The organism is Mycolicibacter sp. MU0102 (assembly GCF_963378105.1).
Classification (GTDB): Bacteria; Actinomycetota; Actinomycetes; order Mycobacteriales; family Mycobacteriaceae; genus Mycobacterium; species Mycobacterium holstebronense.
The window spans coordinates 3,994,967-4,011,019 of record NZ_OY726398.1; the positions used below are offsets into that span (position 1 = coordinate 3,994,967).

Consider the following 16,053-nt stretch of genomic DNA (forward strand, 5'->3'; position numbering starts at 1 on the left):
CGGTCAGACCCAGGCGTCGGCGGAGATGGTGCGCAACACCCGGGACAGCATGCTGTCGGTCTCGGTCTCGCGCTGCTGGCCGTCGGCCGATGTGGACCCGCTCAACTCGTGGGAGATCCGGCCCGCGGCGCGCATGACGAACGGCGCGGTGCGCTGCAGCCGGTGCATCGGCACCGCGCCCGTCAACGACAGCCCGGCGATCACGCCGTCGCCCGCCCGGATCGGTGCGGCGACACTGGAGAAGCCCACCGCCAGTTCCTCGGTGTCGTAGGCCAACCCGTGCCGGCTGCGAATCCGGGCCAGTTCGCGGTGCAGGGTCGCCCGGTCGCCGATGGTGGCGCGGGTCCGTTTGGGCAGCCGGTCGCCGACGAGCGCATCGACATCCTCGGCCGGCAGGCATGCCAGCAGTGCCTTGCCCAGCGCGCTCGCATACGCCGGGGTGCGGCCGGCCACCCGGGTCGGTACCAGCGCGCCACCGTCGCCGGCGACCTTGTCGAGGTAGACCACGTCGGCACCGAGCAGCACCCCGAGGTGCACCACCAGCCGGGTGTCCGAGTGCAGGCGGGCCAGGGTCGGCGAGGCCACGCCGCGCAGTTCGGCATGGTCGACGATCTGCGCCACCGGCAGCGGCGAGGAGGCCATGCCGTAGCCGTCGGGCCGATGCCGCACCAGGCCGGCCGCTTCCAGCTGGGTCAGGATCCGATGCACCGACGAGCGCGGCAGCCCGGTGCGGGCCGCCACCTGGTCGAGCCGCAGCCGTTTGCCGGGCTCGTCGAACAGGTTGATGATCAGCGCCACTCGCGCCACCATCGACGTGGCATCCATACGAGGGCATTATCCCCGGGGAGTCACTGGCCCATCACGTATTTCACAGTCGGTCCCGCGGTCCAGCCACCGTCGACGGCGATCTCCGCGCCGGTGATGTAGGCGGCCTCGTCGGACAGCAGGAAGCTGACGGCCCCGGTGATCTCCTCGGGCAGACCGACGCGGCCCATCGGGGTGTTCGGGTACTGCCCCTCTCCGGGCGCGATGCCGACCTGCGCGGTCATCGGGGTGTAGGTCATGCCGGGATGCACCGAGTTGACCCGGATCTTCTCGGGTGCCAGTTCCACCGCCGCGATCTTCGACAGGCCGCGCACCCCCCACTTGGATGCGCCGTACCCGGCAGTCAGCGCCAGCCCCATCAACCCTGCGGCCGACGAGATGTTGACGATGGACCCGCCGCCCGCGGTCCGCAGCGGCGCGATGACGGCCTGGATGCCGTTGAACACGCCCACCAGGTTGACCTCCAGCACGCTGCGGAAGTGCGCGACGGGCTCGTGCTCGATGAGCTGCCCGGTCGCGACCCCGGCGTTGTTGACCATCCCGGTCAGCCCGCCGAACTCGGTGATCGCCGACTGCACCGCGGCTTCCCAGTCGGCCGGGTCGGTGACGTCGAGGTGGACGTAGCGCGCGGCGTCGCCGAGTTCGGTGGCCAGCCGTGCCCCGTCCTCGTCGAGCAGGTCACCGATCACCACCCGGCCGCCGCCGGTGACGACGTTCTGGGCGAACGCGGCACCCAGGCCGCGCGCACCGCCAGTGATCAGGACGACTTTGCCGGCCAGTCGGGCCGTGTTGGTGAGCATGGCCATAGCTTCGGGGCGCGTGCGCCCCACGTCACAGCCAGTCCCACCCAGCGAGACAGCCGGTGGGGGGCGCAGCCCAGGGTTCCTAAGGTCGCCGGTCATGGAGACGAACGTGGACGTGGTGGTGGTCGGCGCGGGCTTCGCCGGGCTCTACGCGCTGCACCGCCTGCGCGGTGACGGGCTGAAGGTGCGGGTGTTCGAAGCGGCCGACGGGGTGGGCGGGGTCTGGTACTGGAACCGCTACCCCGGTGCCCGCTGCGACGTCGAAAGTGTGGACTACTCCTACTCCTTCGACGCCCAGCTGCAGCAGGACTGGGACTGGTCCGAGAAGTACGCCACCGGACCGGAGATCCTGCGCTACCTCAATCACGTCGCCGACCGTTTCGATCTGCGCCGCGACATCTCGTTCGGGACGCGGGTGACCAGCATGGTGCTCGACGAGACCACCCTGACCTGGCAGGTCCGCACCGACGCGGGCGAGGTCGTGACCGCCCGATTCTGCGTGCTCGCGGTCGGTCCGCTGTCTAACGCCAACATCCCGGCGATCGACGGGCTGGAGTCCTTCGCCGGCGAGACCTACCACACGGCGCAGTGGCCGCACGGCGGCGTGGACTTCACCGGCAAGCGGGTCGGTGTCATCGGCACCGGTTCCTCGGGCATTCAGGTGATTCCGCCGATCGCCGCGCAGGCCAGCCGGTTGGAGGTGTTTCAGCGCACCGCCAACTACAGCATTCCGGCCGGGAACGCGCCGCTGGACGAGGCCACCCGCACGGCGCAGAAGGCCGGCTACCCCGAACGCCGGCGGCTGTCGCGGGCCAGCGGCGGCGGCTCACCGCACGAGCCGCACCCATCCTCGGCCCTGGAGCTGAGCGCCGAGCAGCGCGACGCCGCTTACGAGCGACGCTGGCAGCTCGGTGGCGTGCTGTTCTCCAAGACCTTCCCCGATCAGCTGGTCACCTTGGCCGCCAACGACACCGCACGCCTGTTCTGGGAGAACAAGATCCGCGCGATCGTCGATGACCCGGCGACAGCCGAACTGCTGATCCCCACGGACCATCCGATCGGCGCCAAGCGGATCTGCACCGACGACAACTACTTTGAGACCTTCAACCGCGACCACGTGCATCTGGTGAACCTGCGCGCCACCCCGATCGAGCGGATCGACGAACACGGCATCTATACCACCGCGGCACACCACGATCTGGACGTCCTGGTCTTCGCGACCGGCTTCGACGCCATGACCGGGTCGGTCGCCAAGATCGACATCGTCGGGCGCGACGGCGTGACACTCAACGACGCCTGGGCCGATGGACCCCTCACCTACCTGGGGTTGAGCGTCCCCGGATTCCCGAACCTGTTCAACATGACCGGCCCGGGCAGCCCGTCGGTGCTGGCCAACATGGTGCTGCACTCCGAATTGCATGTCGACTGGGTTGCCGAGGCGATCGCATACCTGGACGCGCATGGCGCCGCTGCCCTGGAGGCCCGCCGGGATGCGGCCGCCGACTGGGGTACCGAGTGCGCGCAGCGCGCTGCAGACACCCTGATGACGCAGGCGAATTCGTGGTATCTGGGCGCCAACATCACCGGACGGCCGCGCGTCTTCATGCCGTTCGTCGGCGGCTTCGGCACCTACGGCGCGATCATCTCCGACGTGGCGGCCGCGGGCTACAAGGGATTCGATGTTGACGGGATGGCGCGGACCAAAGCTATTGGTGAGCTTTCTCGGCTCGGCGATCGCTGCAGCGGTTGAGTAGCCCGGCCTGGCCGCATTTGCCTACGGCCCTGGGCCCGATCGCAGACGCTTTGCACGCACTCGAACTCGAACCGGACCCGGTCTTTCTCGTATCCGCTCGAAGCGAGGCGACAAGCGTGCGCTGCCCTTTCCGTATGAGCACAAGACAACGCTCGATCCTCATCTGGCAAAAATCGTTCCAGTGAATGAGCAGTCATCACCCAACTGATCTGTGCGCAACTTATCGTGCAGGGTCTGGGGCCGCCACCATTGCAGATCCACTGGCGGTAGGGGCCTTGAGAGATAGGGTGCGATGTGTCAGTCCGACTCGGTTCGGTGGCCGTCCGTTCTGGATCGGCACCGATCCTACGGACGACCAGAGCCGTTACCGCATTAAGTGAGTTCGCTCCGGATGCTATGCCCCGTGGTTCGGAAGCTCGCCGGTGACTCAGCCTCAGCCAGACCATCGGCGCGAACGCATTTTGACCGCGGCATTGCAGCAGGCCGCTCATGGCTATGGAGGGGTCCGGATACGGGCGGTGGCCGATGCCGCTGGGGTGCCGCTCAGCTCTGTCTATTACTACTTCCCATCAAAGGACGGTCTGCTACTGGAATGCTTGCACAGTTGGTTGAGTGACTTCACAACTTACGACGTGGCCGACAACGGTCGCGGTACTGAGCCGCACCAGCGGCTGCTTAGCACCGTCGAATCGCTCACTACCCAGTTAGAATTGACACCATTCCTCGCGGAAGCTGCGGCGCGCGCATATCTCAATGCGACTGGAACAGCCGCGCGTAAAGCCGAACTAGTGCGGGACAAGCTGATCCAAATCTTCGCCGACGTCATGCACCACCACCAGCCCGCTCAACCTGATCACAACCATCAGGTGGCGGCACTAGTTGCGGATGTATGGATAGCAAACATCCTTGCGATAACCCAAAATCGGACAACGGCGCTTGATCTGTGTCGGCGACTCGAACACGCCCTTGCGGCGATCCGCGAAAATGCTAGACCCCAGAATCAGGCGCCGAAGCCCAGTGCGAGGCCATCGATCCGAGGGGCGTGAATTCCTTGCGGCCGCTCCGTCATGCCGCGACTATTTCGCAGCCCGCTCCCGCTGGATCTCCAGCGCGATGTCGATGAGCTGGTCCTCCTGGCCGCCGATCAGCTTGCGCTGCCCGGCCCGGTGCAGCAGCTCGTGAGCGGGCACGCCGTAACGCTCGCCCTGGCGCACCGCGTGCTTGAGGAAGCTGGAGTACACCCCGGAGTAGCCCATGATCAGCGCGTTGCGGTCCAGCACGCACTCGGCCGGCATGGCCGGGCGCACCACTTCCTCGGCGGCGTCGGCGATGTCGAAGAAGTCGATCCCGGTCTTGATTCCGACCTTGTCGAACACCCCGATCAGCGCCTCGACCGGGGCGTTGCCCGCACCCGCGCCGAATCGGCGCACCGAGCCGTCGATCTGCTTGGCACCGGCGCGCACCGCCTCCAACGAGTTGGCGACACCAAGCCCGAGGTTCTCGTGGCCATGAAAGCCCACCTGAGCGTCATCACCGAGCTCGGTGACCAACGCGGCCACCCGATCGCGAACACCTTCCATCACCAGCGCACCGGCCGAGTCGACCACGTACACGCACTGGCAACCGGCATCAGCCATGATGCGGGCCTGGGCGGCCAGCTTCTCCGGGGTGACGGTGTGGGCCATCATCAAGAACCCGACGGTCTCCAGGCCCAACTCGCGGGCCAGGCCGAAGTGCTGGATCGAGACATCGGCCTCGGTGCAGTGGGTGGCGATCCGGCAGATCTCGCCGCCGTTGCCCTGCGCCTGCTTCATGTCTTCCTTGGTGGCCACGCCGGGCAGCATCAGGAAGGCGATCTTGGCGTCGCGGGCCGTGGCCGCCGCGAGCTTGATCAACTCCTGATCGGGCGTCTTGGAGAACCCGTAGTTAAAGCTCGACCCGCCCAGCCCGTCCCCGTGGGTCACCTCGATCACCGGCACCCCGGCGGCGTCGATCGCGGCGACGATCGCCGAGACCTCCTCGGGGGTGAACTGGTGACGCTTGTGGTGGCTGCCGTCGCGCAGCGAGGTGTCGGTGATCCGCACATCGAAGATGTGGTCGCTCATTACGCTCCTCCAGCCTTTGCTGCCGCCATCTCGCGGGCGATCTCCTCGCCGACCTTGGTGGCGGCGGCGGTCATGATGTCCAGGTTTCCCGCATACGGCGGCAGGTAATCGCCGGCGCCCTCGACTTCGACGAAGGTGGTGACCACGGCGCGCCCGCCGGAGTTCAGCGACGGCTCGTCGAACTGCGGCTCGTTGAGCAGCCGGTAGCCCGGCACATAGGTCTGCACCTGGGCGACGACGTCCTTGATGGACGCGGTGATCGCGTCGCGGTCGGCGTCTTCGGGGATCTGGCAGAAGATGGTGTCGCGCATGATCATCGGCGGGTCGGCGGGGTTCAAGATGATGATCGCCTTGCCGCGCTCGGCACCGCCGATGGTCTGCACACCCGCCGAGGTGGTCTTGGTGAACTCGTCGATGTTGGCCCGCGTACCCGGCCCGGCCGACACACTCGCGACGCTGGCAACGATCTCCGCGTACGGCACGGTGCCGCCCTGGGTTTTGACCGCGCGAGTGACCGCGTACACGATCGGAATGGTGGCCTGGCCGCCGCAGGTGATCATGTTGACGTTCGGTGCGTCGACGTGTTCGTGCAGGTTTGCCGGCGGGATCACCGCCGGGCCCACCGCGGCCGGGGTCAGGTCGATGGCCCGGATGCCGGCGGCCTCGTACTTGGGCGCGTACGCCTTGTGCACGTAGGCGCTGGTGGCCTCGAAGACGAAGTCCGGCTTCTCATCCAGGGCCAGCAGCCAGTCCGCCCCCTCGGCCGAGGTCTCCAGGCCGAGCTTGCGGGCTCGGGCCAGGCCCTCGGACTCCGGGTCGATACCGATCATCCAGCGCGGCTCCAGCCACTCCGAACGCAGCAGTTTGTACAGCAGGTCGGTGCTGATGTTGCCCGACCCGACAATCGCCACTGAGGCTTTGGCAGCCATGAACGCTCCTCTATTGGAAAACCAGCCAGACCGCAATGGCCAACCACCTGGACTCTTCCCCGGTTCGGTGCCGTTGCGCGCGTGATCGTCCGCTCACCGGACATCGCACACCTCACCGGTTCAAGTTCGCCCCAGGGCGCGCCTTGAGCGGGCGTACGACAGGAACCTCAGCAGATAGCGAGGCAGGCCCCTGAAAGGCACAGCAGCTGGCCACGACTCAGAGCGGAAGTATGCATCGGAGCCGCCGTCGACGAAGATAACACTGCCACAAAGAAATTCAGCGGCATCGGACAGCATGAACACCATCCAGTCCGCGATCTGCGCTGCGTCCCCGTATCCCCCTACAGGCACCGGAAACGCCTTGATCGCCTTGGCCTCTCCAGGATTGTCCAGCTGCTCGGCCAGCAACGGCGTCATGATCGCCCCCGGCGCAAGCGCGTTGAGCCGGATACCGGCCCCAGCCCACTCGGGGGCGACGGCGTGGCGTCGCACCCAACGTGACACCGCGATCTTTGACGCTGCGTAGCTCATGGCGGCGGAACGGTTGCCGAAGATGCGAACTGCACCCAGCGCTTTGTCGACATCCCCGGCGAGCAGAGAACGGACGGCCCGGCGGGGCACCATGGGAGTTGTCGTGGTGGAGTTGCTGGCAACGACGACAACTTTGGCGCAACCAGCGCTGGCGAAGGCCGACCGCAGCGCCGTCAACAGGTCGACAACGCCGAAATAGTTGACCTGCGCGATCAGCCGGCTGCGTCCGGGAATGGGCCCCAGTCCGGCGGCAAGTACAGCACCGTCGAGGACTCCACCACAGGCACCCAACGCCGCCTCCGCGGCAGAGCGGCGTCCGTCCTGGGTCGAGAGGTCGGCGCGTATCTCTGCGTCGTTGATGTCGATTCCGATGACCTTATGGCCGGCCGCCCGCAGCTTCTCGGCGGCTTGGCGACCCATACCAGATGCCGATCCAGTAACAACGTACGTTCCCACTGCGCGCCTCTCCCTACCGCCACCAAACCCAGGTCATCGTCGACGACCTTCGGCCCAACATTCCGTCACCGCGGTTGCCGCTGCGTGCTTCCCGCATCCACAGGCAGGGCGACTCCGGTGATGTACCGGGCCTCGTCCGACACCAGGAACAGACACGCGTTTGCCACGTCGACAGGATCCACCCACGCAATATCAAGCATGTTCATCGTCTTTGCCGACTCAGCGAACTCGTCACGCGTGGGCGGCCGATGCAGGTCCGGCCGAAAGGCGCTGCGTACCGCGTCGTTCTGAATCATCGGCGTGTCGACATTGGTCGGATGGACTGTGTTGACCCGTACGCGATGCGGCGCCAGCTCATTGGCGAGACTGCGCATCAGGCCGACCACACCGTGCTTAGCCGCCGTATAGTGCGCGACTCCCACCAGCCCGGTCAGACCCGCGATAGAGCTCACCAAGACCATGGCACCGCCACCGCGGGCTATCACGTGCGGCGCACTGACCTGACAGGTGTGGAACACCCCAGTCAGATTGATGTCCAGCATCATGCGCCAAGTCTCCTGTGGAAGGTCCACCGCAGATCCGCGTGACGTTATCCCGGCGGTGGCACAGACGATATCGAGTCCCCCGTGACGGCTCACGGCTTCGTCGACGGCTGCACGCAACGCCTCGCGTTCACGGACATCGGCCACCGCAGTCGTCATGTTTCCGCCGACGGAACGCACCTGGCGCGCCGTTTCATGAAGGTCGTCGGGGGTGGAAGGCGGCACCACAACCGTATCCACGGGTCCACACAGGTCGATTCCGATGATGTCGGCGCCCTCTTGGGCAAAGCGCAGCGCCTGCGCCCGACCGATTCCGCGCGCCGCGCCCGTGATCAGCGCTACCTTTCCAGAGAGCCGAGGTACCGTCATGTCTTCTCGGTCAATCCGGCGTCGACGACCAATTGCGCTCCGGTGACATAGCGGGCCTCGTCGGAAGCCAGGAAGGCCGAAGCATTGGCGACATCACGCGGCTGAACCCACGGCACCGGCAGCAGGTTGCGCGCTGCCAGAACCTCGATGGCGTCGGCTTCGGTCGGGTCGTCGAGATCGGGCCGCAATCGCCGGTAGGTTGCCTCGTTGCGAACCATCGGCGTAGCCACCGCACCCGGGTGCACCATATTCACGCGGATCCCGCGTGGGCCAAGCTCGTTCGCGAGCGTACGAGCCAGACCTACCGCCGCGTGCTTGGAGGCAGTGTAGTGCGCAGTGCCGCCGGTTCCGCGAATCCCGCTGGTCGAACCGATGATGACGATCGAAGCGCCCACCCCCAGATGGGGCGCAGCTGCCTTCACGGTATGCCACACGCCGGTGAGATTGATGTCGAGCGCATCCCGCCAAACCTGGGCCGCGAGCTCCCACACTGGTGCGCCGGATGCGTGGATGCCGGCATTGGCAATCACGATGTCCAGACGCCCCAGGTCGGCCACCGCCGCGTCGATGGCCGTGGACAACGAGTCGAGATCTCGGACGTCGGCCACCGCGGTCAGGCAACGGCGTCCACCCTCGACAAGAGCCGCCGACATCACCGCGAGATCGTCGGCTGCACTGGATATGTCGAGCGCGATGATGTCGGCGCCGCACTCGGCCAGTCGCTCGCAATGAGCACGCCCCGTCCCACGTGCGGCACCGGTCACCACGGCGACTTTGCCGGCCAGGTTGGGCATCACGAAGCCTTGAGGAGCCTGAATCCACGGTATCCCTTGCCGGCAACCTCGGCACAGATGTCGAGGTAGGTGGCGAAGCCTCCGATGAAGAGCATGAACACCCGGGGCTTTCCGGGCACGTTGGCACCCACGTACCAGGAGTTCGCCTTCGGAAATAGGGTGGCGTCGGCCCGCTGGTTGCATTCCGCAACCCAGGCGTCCACCGCATCGGAGCTGGCCTCCATGGCCGAGTAGCCGTGCTCATCGAGGTAGGCGATGGCATCGGAGATCCATTGAATGTGCGCCTCGGCATGCAGAACCATGTTGGCCAGTACCGCCGGGGCGCCGGGCCCCGAAACCAGGAACAGGTTGGGGAATCCGTCGACACCGAGGCCGAGGTAGGTACGGGGACCCTCCGACCAGTCGTCGGCCAGCTTGCGCCCGTTGCGTCCGACGATGTCAATCTTGGCCAGCGTCCCGGTCATAGCATCGAAGCCGGTCGCCAGCACGATCGCATCTAGCTCGTAGTGCGCTGCCGAAGTCTTGATGCCTGCCTTGTAGATCGCCTCGATCGGCGTCTCACGAACACTGACCAGATCCACGTTGGGCCGATTGAATGTCTGGAAGTAATTGGTATCGGTGCAGATTCGCTTGGTACCGATCGGATGGTCGTTGGGGATCAACAGTTCGGCGGTCTTGGGATCGTCGATCACCGCACGAATCTTCTCTACGTAGAACTTGCGGGCCTCTTCGTTGGCCTCGATATCAATCATCTGATCGGCGAAGGTCTTGGAGAACAACACGCCGCCCAGCTGCCAGCGCTCCTCGAAGGCCGCCCGGCGCTCTGCGGTCGAGACTTGCATGGTCAACTTCGGATGTGGCACATGCGGAGACCCTCCGCCACTGCGCCAGGACATCTGGCGCCGTTCGGCATAGGTGGCCTTGGCGTGAGTGATCTCCTCGGCGGTCAACGGGCGGTTGCCCGCGGGCACGCTGTAGTTGGGGCTGCGCTGGAATACGACGAGCTGTGCGGCCTGCTCCGCGATGATCGGAATCGATTGAACTCCAGAAGAACCGGTTCCGATAACGGCGACCCGTTTGCCGGCGAAGTTCACTCCTTTGTGCGGCCAGTGCGCGGTGTGATAGATCTCGCCGCCGAAGGTCTCCAGTCCCGGGATGTCCGGAGTCAAGGGCGAAGACAGCGGCCCGGTGGCCATCACCACAAAGCGCGCGACGACGGTCTGTCCGTTGTCGGTGACGACCGTCCATCGCGTCGCGTCCTCGTCGAAGACAGCCGAGACCACCCTGGTGTTGAAGGTGATTCCCGGCCGCAAATCCAACGTGTCGGCGACCCAGTTGATGTACGCGAGGATCTCACTTTGGGTGGCGTACTTCTCGGTCCAGGTCCACTGCTGTTGCAAGTGGTCGGAGAACGAGTAGCAGTAGTCGAGGCTCTCGACGTCACAGCGCGCACCGGGGTACCGGTTGAAGTACCAGGTGCCGCCGACTTCGGGTGCCGCTTCAAAGACACGGACCGACATACCCTGCGCCCGGAACTTATGCAGGGCATAAAGTCCGCCGAACCCGGCACCAACCACAATGACGTCGACGTAGCTATCAGTCGCGCTGCTCACGACGGCTACCGTAAGGAATTCCCAGGCACTCGGGCCCCGCTACTTCCCAGTCAACGGGCATCGGGATTTTTCTCCCAGCCACCGGTGAACGCGCCCCGCTGCATTCGCGGACCTACACACAATGTCGCGCATGACCGATGCAGAACCCGCCGGCCGACCCGGGATCACCTCGCGTGCCGTATCACTGACCGTCACCGCCGTAATCGAGGAGAGCCCTGACGCCAAGTCGGTGGTGCTGGACATTCCCGACGAGCATCGGGAGCGATTCGGCTACCGCCCGGGTCAGTTCCTGACCCTGCGCGTGCCCAGCGACGTGACCGGCTCGGCCGCTCGTTGCTACTCACTGGCGAGTTCACCGCACACCGACGACGCACACAAAGTCACTGTCAAGCGCACCAACGGCGGATACGTGTCGAACTGGTTGTGCGACAACGTGTCTGTCGGTGACAAGATCGATGTTCTGCCCCCGTCGGGCCAATTCACACCACAGGACCTCGATGCCGATTTCCTGCTGTGGGCAGCGGGCAGCGGGGTCACCCCGGTGATCTCGATCCTCAAGTCGGTATGGCCTGACCCCGATCGGTTGATCCATGGTTTATGAGAGTCTTGCGGCCCACGTTGTGGGCAGGAAGGCTCGACAAGATCATGACGACGAGGAAACGGCACAGCCCCGAGCAGGTTGTGCGCAAGCTGATGGCCGCCGACAGGCTGCTGGCCGAGGGCAAGGACACCGCGGAGGTCTGCCGTGAACTCGGGGTCTCCGAGGCCACCTATCACCGGTGGCGCAACCAGTTCGGCGGGTTAAAAGCCGAGGACGCCAAGAAGCTCAAGGACCTCGAACGCGAGAACGCCACCCTCAAGCGCCTGTTGGCCGATGCCGAGTTGGAGAAGGACGCGCTGCGGGAGATCGCCAAGGGAAACTTCTAGGCCCGGAACGCCGGCGGGCAGCCGTTCGTCACCTCCAGCGTGTGCTGGGGGTCAGCGAACGGTTCGCCTGCCGCGTCACCGGGCAACACCGCGCCACCCAACGCCACGAACCCACGTCGGCGACACCCGAGGATCCCGACGCCGCCCTGCGGGACTGGCTACGCGCCTACGCCAAGACCCATCCCCGTCGTGGTTTCCGGCCGGCCTACCACGATGCCCGCGGCGAAGGCTGGATCGTCAATCACAAGAAGATCCAACGCCTGTGGCGCGAGGAAGGCCTGCGGGTCCCGCAGCGCCGCAAGCGCAAACGCCACGGCACCTCTACCGCCCCGCCAGCGGTCGTCGCGGATGCTCCCGACCGGGTGTGGGCCGTCGACTTCCAGTTCGACGTCACCACCGACGGGCGGCCGATCAAGATCGTGTCGATCATCGACGAACACACCCGCGAATGCCTCGGCGACATGGTCGAGCGCAGCATCACCGGCGATCACCTGATCGGCGAGCTCGACCGTGCGGCCGCCGAACGCGGAACTTATCCCGCGGTGCTGCGCTGTGACAATGGACCTGAATTAGCCTGCGGCGCAATGGCTGATTGGGCCGACGGACAGGTCGGGCTGCACTTCATCCCGCCCGGCGAGCCTTGGCGCAACGGCTACGTCGAGTCGTTCAACTCCCGCATCCGCGACGAATGCCTCAACATCAACAGCTTCTGGTCGCTGGCCCAGGCCCGTGTCGTAATCGGCGACTGGAAGCACGAGTACAACCACCATCGGCGGCATTCATCGCTGGGCTACCTACCGCCTGCCCGCTATGCTGCCGCCTGTACCCACCGATGAACGACTCTCGTTCGCCGTGGACCAGTTCACGGGGTCCGGCCAGGTACTCGCGGCTGGCACTGGGCGGGTAGTCCTGTGCTACGCCAACCGCGATGAGAGTTCGGTGATCTTCGCCGCGGAGCTGCGCGAACTCGCAGCCCGCTACGCGGGTCGGCTCACTGTGATGCACTGGCTGGAGTCGATCCAGGGCCTGCCGACCCGCGCCCAATTGGGCGGATTCACCCGGATGTTCACCAATTGCCAATCGTTCGTCTGCGGGCCCGAGCCATTCATGGCGGTGGTCAAGGACGCGCTCAGCGAGGCTGGCGTACCACGCGAGAACATCCACCTCGAGGTGTTTCAGTCGCTCACGGGCGATCCGTTTGCCGAATTGCCCCTTGAGAACATCGACGCCGACGAAGAGTCGTCCGAAGCGGAGATCAGCATTGATGGAATGGTCCATCATCTCGGTTGGCCCAAATCTCGCAACCTGGTCGATGTCATGCTCGCCGCGGGCGTCGACGTTCCCTTCTCCTGCCGGGAGGGCAACTGTGGCTCGTGTGCGGCAACGGTGGTCGAAGGTGAGGTCGATTTGGGCAACGCCGCGATTCTCGAGCCGGAGGACATCGCCGAGGGGTTGTTCCTCGCGTGCCAGGCGCGCCCGCGGTCGGGCAAGCTGAAGATCGAGTTCTGATCGGACGCGCGCGCCCCACGGACAGCAATCGCCGGCGAATGTCGTCCGCTGACCGGGACGGGGTGGGTAATCGCACGCATACCGCGTCCACCATCGTTGACATGACTAAACGGGTGATCGACCGCATCGCGGAGCTAGCCGACCAGCTGCGAGGGCGAGCCGAGGAAGCCGAGAAGATCGGCAAGCTGACCGACGACACGGTCAAGTCCATGAAGGAAATCGGCAACATTCGGCTGTTGCAGTCGAAGAAGCACGGCGGGCTCGAGGTTCACCCTCGCGAGTTCGCCGAGACGGTAATGGCGACCGCCGCACTGGACCCCTCCGCAGGGTGGATCAACGGCGTGGTCGGTGTGCACCCCTACCAGATCGCCTACGCCGATCCCCGTGTGGGCGATGAGATCTGGGCCGACGACGTTGACACCTGGGTAGCGTCGCCCTACGCCCCGCAGGGGGTCGCCAAGCCGGTCGAGGGTGGCTACATTTTCAACGGCCGTTGGCAGTTCAGTTCCGGCACCGACCACTGCGACTGGATCATCCTGGGCGCCATGATCGGCGACGCGCAGGGCAAGCCATTGATGCCGCCGCAGATGCTGCACATGATCCTGCCCCGCAAGGACTATGAGATCGTCGAAGACTCGTGGGACGTTGTGGGACTGCGTGGCACGGGCTCCAAGGATGTGATCGTCTCCGACGCTTTCGTGCCCAGCTACCGAACGATGGATGCGATGCACGTCATGGACGGCACCGCCCAGCGCGAAGCCGGGATGACCGAGCCGCTCTACCTGATGCCGTGGTCGACGATGTTCCCGCTTGGCATCTCCTCGGCCACGATTGGCATCGCCGAAGGTGCGCTGGCCGCCGCACTCGCCTACCAGCGCGAGCGGGTGAACTCCAGCGGCGTGGCGATCAAGGACGATCCCTACGTGATGTTCGCCATCGGCGAGGCCGCCGCCGACATCAACGCCGCGCGACAGGAACTCCTCGCCAACGCCGACCGCATCTACGACATGGTGGCCGCCGGCCAGGAGGTCTCGTTCGAGAACCGAGCAGCCGGGCGCCGGACGCAGGTACGCGCAGTCTGGCGCGCGGTGTCCGCGGTCGACGAGATCTTCGCCCGCTGCGGCGGCAACGCAGCTCGGATGGATAAGCCGCTGCAGCGGTACTGGCGTGACGTTCACATCGGGCAGGCACACGCCATCCACGTCCCCGGCACGGTCTATCACGCATCGGCGCTGAGCTCGCTAGGCGTGGACCCGCAGGGTCCGCTGCGGGCAATGATCTAGGAGTTGACCGTGAGCCCGATCAAGAGCCTCGGCTACGTTTCGGTCCACGCCGCCGACATCGAGCGGTGGCGCCACTTCGCCTTCGGGGTACTGGGTTTCGCGCAAGGTAGCGGCCCCGATCCGGATTCGCTTTACCTGCGGATGGACGAGCGCTCCGCGCGGATCATCGTATCGCCGGGCGATAGCGACAAGATCGCCACCGTCGGCTGGGAAGTTCGCGACCATTCTGATCTAGAGGTACTCGCGCGCACCCTCGATGCTGCGGGAGTGCCCTACAAGCAGCTGTCGCTGGCAGAAGCCGATGCTCGCCGTGTCGAGGAGGTCATCGCTTTCGAAGATCCCGCCGGCACTTCGCTTGAGGTGTTCCACGGTCCGGTTCTCGACCACAGTCCGGTGGTCACCCCGTTCGGAGCACGATTTGTGACTGGCGATCAGGGTCTCGGGCACGTGGTACTGCCGGCACTCGACGTCAACGGCCTGTTCGAGTTCTACACCGAAGTACTGAGGTTCAAGTCGCGCGGCGCCTTCCGAGTGCCCGTACCGCCGGAGTTCGGGCCGGTGCGCGTTCGCTTCCTGGGCGTCAACGACCGGCATCACAGCCTGGCGCTGTGCCCCGCTGCAACGCTGCGCGACCCCGGGCTGATCCACCTCATGGTGGAGGTCGACAGCCTCGACAGTGTCGGGCAGGCGCTTGACCGGGTCGCCAAGGATGGGTTCCAGGTGTCGTCGACGCTGGGGCGGCACACCAACGACAAGATGGTGTCGTTCTACGTCCGGGCACCCGGAGACTGGGACATCGAGTTCGGCACTGAGGGCATGCGGGTCGACGAAACGTATTACACCGCTGAAGAGATCACGGCCGACAGCTACTGGGGTCATCAGTGGGTGGACGACCTGCCGGCAGCGATGCGGCCGTGACGACGGACTTCAGCCCGGCCGCCGCCGAAGTGGCCGGCTGGGATTACGAAGTCGACGTTGTCATCGCAGGTTTCGGTGTCGCTGGCGCCGCCGCGGCCGTGGAGACCGCCCACACCGGCGCAGAGGTCCTGGTGATTGAACGCACCGGCTCGTGGGGTGGAGCCGCGGCGATGGCCGGTGGGTTACCCCGGCCGGCTCGGAAAACTGGCGCTGTATCACCAGGACAACACGGCGTTTCTGATCATTGACGGTGCGGCCCAGGAGGAGGCGATGGCCTCGGCGTCACCGAAGCTGATGATGCGCTCACCCACCTGGGTCGCCGACACCGTCGTCGACCTCGAGACTGAGATGAGCCTGGCGCCGGGCGCGCTGCAGGCCACCGTGGCGGCATACAACGACGGCGCTGCTCGCGCAGGAGATCCCCTGCTGCACAAGAAGGCGCAATGGCTGAAGCCGATCGGTTCCCCTGTCGGCGCCATCGACCCGCGGGGAGAGCACGGATTCACGCTCGGCGGCCACGTACTCCACGTCAGTGGTGAACCCATCCCGGGGCTGTATGCGCCGGGATGATCGGCCGCCCGACTCGCGGCGTGGCGCTCTACGCCAGTGGGGTGTCACTGGGCGACGGCAGCTTCTACGGCCGACGGGCCGGACGCAGCGCAGCTCGGGCCTGACGACACCCACAACCTGCGACGC

14 protein-coding genes and 3 pseudogenes are annotated in these 16,053 nt (G+C 65.8%); 9 read left to right on the forward strand and 8 right to left on the reverse strand.

Going from position 1 to position 16,053, the window contains the following annotated elements; genetic code table 11:
• Positions 1-3: 3 nt before the first annotated feature.
• Together RCP37_RS18875 and RCP37_RS18880 are read right to left on the reverse strand one after the other, a co-directional pair.
• On the reverse strand, positions 4-825 hold the full coding sequence (locus tag RCP37_RS18875) for an IclR family transcriptional regulator (RefSeq protein WP_308484504.1): 822 nt from the start codon (positions 823-825) through the stop codon (positions 4-6).
• A gap of 23 nt (positions 826-848) precedes the next feature.
• Complete coding sequence (locus RCP37_RS18880) at positions 849-1,625, reverse strand: glucose 1-dehydrogenase (RefSeq protein ID WP_308484505.1); 777 nt, start codon at positions 1,623-1,625, stop codon at positions 849-851.
• Positions 1,626-1,725: 100 nt separating this feature from the next.
• Between RCP37_RS18880 and RCP37_RS18885 the strand changes: the two genes are divergently transcribed.
• Positions 1,726-3,378, forward strand: a complete 1,653-nt coding sequence (locus RCP37_RS18885; protein WP_308484506.1) for a flavin-containing monooxygenase — start codon at positions 1,726-1,728, stop codon at positions 3,376-3,378.
• Positions 3,379-3,803: 425 nt separating this feature from the next.
• Positions 3,804-4,427, forward strand: a complete 624-nt coding sequence (locus RCP37_RS18890) for a TetR/AcrR family transcriptional regulator (protein ID WP_308484507.1) — start codon at positions 3,804-3,806, stop codon at positions 4,425-4,427.
• 30 nt (positions 4,428-4,457) lie between these two features.
• Here RCP37_RS18890 and dmpG read toward each other — a convergent pair whose 3' ends face one another.
• From dmpG to RCP37_RS18920, 6 genes are all read right to left on the reverse strand, one after another.
• The gene (dmpG, locus tag RCP37_RS18895) at positions 4,458-5,486 is read right to left on the reverse strand and encodes a 4-hydroxy-2-oxovalerate aldolase (RefSeq protein WP_308484508.1); all 1,029 of its coding nucleotides are present in this window, start codon (positions 5,484-5,486) and stop codon (positions 4,458-4,460) included.
• On the reverse strand, positions 5,486-6,415 hold the full coding sequence (locus tag RCP37_RS18900) for an acetaldehyde dehydrogenase (acetylating) (protein WP_308484509.1): 930 nt from the start codon (positions 6,413-6,415) through the stop codon (positions 5,486-5,488). The genes dmpG and RCP37_RS18900 overlap by 1 nt, the downstream gene beginning before the upstream one ends.
• 120 nt (positions 6,416-6,535) lie before the next feature.
• The gene (locus RCP37_RS18905) at positions 6,536-7,402 is read right to left on the reverse strand and encodes an SDR family oxidoreductase (protein ID WP_308484510.1); all 867 of its coding nucleotides are present in this window, start codon (positions 7,400-7,402) and stop codon (positions 6,536-6,538) included.
• Positions 7,403-7,467: 65 nt separating this feature from the next.
• Positions 7,468-8,313 (reverse strand): mycofactocin-coupled SDR family oxidoreductase, encoded by an 846-nt coding sequence (locus tag RCP37_RS18910; protein ID WP_308484511.1) that lies wholly within the window; start codon positions 8,311-8,313, stop codon positions 7,468-7,470.
• Positions 8,310-9,107, reverse strand: a complete 798-nt coding sequence (locus tag RCP37_RS18915) for a mycofactocin-coupled SDR family oxidoreductase (protein WP_308484512.1) — start codon at positions 9,105-9,107, stop codon at positions 8,310-8,312. Before RCP37_RS18915 ends, RCP37_RS18910 begins: the two co-directional genes overlap by 4 nt.
• Complete coding sequence (locus tag RCP37_RS18920) at positions 9,107-10,720, reverse strand: flavin-containing monooxygenase (RefSeq protein WP_308484513.1); 1,614 nt, start codon at positions 10,718-10,720, stop codon at positions 9,107-9,109. The genes RCP37_RS18915 and RCP37_RS18920 overlap by 1 nt, the downstream gene beginning before the upstream one ends.
• Before the next feature lie 130 nt (positions 10,721-10,850).
• On the opposite strand from RCP37_RS18920, the pseudogene RCP37_RS18925 reads away from it, so the two are divergent.
• The 7 genes and pseudogenes from RCP37_RS18925 to RCP37_RS18955 form a co-directional block, all read left to right on the forward strand.
• A pseudogene (locus tag RCP37_RS18925) lies at positions 10,851-11,282 on the forward strand (FAD-binding oxidoreductase); the annotation flags it as partial.
• Positions 11,283-11,365: 83 nt separating this feature from the next.
• Positions 11,366-12,483 (forward strand): IS3 family transposase gene (locus RCP37_RS18930; protein ID WP_308483786.1). Its coding sequence is split into 2 segments (ribosomal slippage): positions 11,366-11,633 and positions 11,633-12,483, totalling 1,119 coding nucleotides; the frame shifts between segments, so codons are not numbered across the junction.
• A gap of 43 nt (positions 12,484-12,526) precedes the next feature.
• Positions 12,527-13,156, forward strand: a pseudogene (locus RCP37_RS18935) (flavin reductase family protein); the annotation flags it as partial.
• Between the two features lie 101 nt (positions 13,157-13,257).
• Entirely contained in the window at positions 13,258-14,439 is a 1,182-nt protein-coding gene (locus RCP37_RS18940) for an acyl-CoA dehydrogenase family protein (RefSeq protein WP_308484514.1), read from the forward strand.
• A gap of 9 nt (positions 14,440-14,448) precedes the next feature.
• Complete coding sequence (gene bphC, locus RCP37_RS18945; RefSeq protein ID WP_308484515.1) at positions 14,449-15,357, forward strand: biphenyl-2,3-diol 1,2-dioxygenase; 909 nt, start codon at positions 14,449-14,451, stop codon at positions 15,355-15,357.
• 98 nt (positions 15,358-15,455) lie between these two features.
• Positions 15,456-15,605 (forward strand): hypothetical protein, encoded by a 150-nt coding sequence (locus RCP37_RS18950; protein ID WP_308487151.1) that lies wholly within the window; start codon positions 15,456-15,458, stop codon positions 15,603-15,605.
• Positions 15,541-16,031, forward strand: a pseudogene (locus RCP37_RS18955) (flavoprotein); the annotation flags it as partial. The gene RCP37_RS18950 and the pseudogene RCP37_RS18955, both read left to right, overlap by 65 nt.
• Between the last annotated feature and the right edge of the window lie 22 nt (positions 16,032-16,053).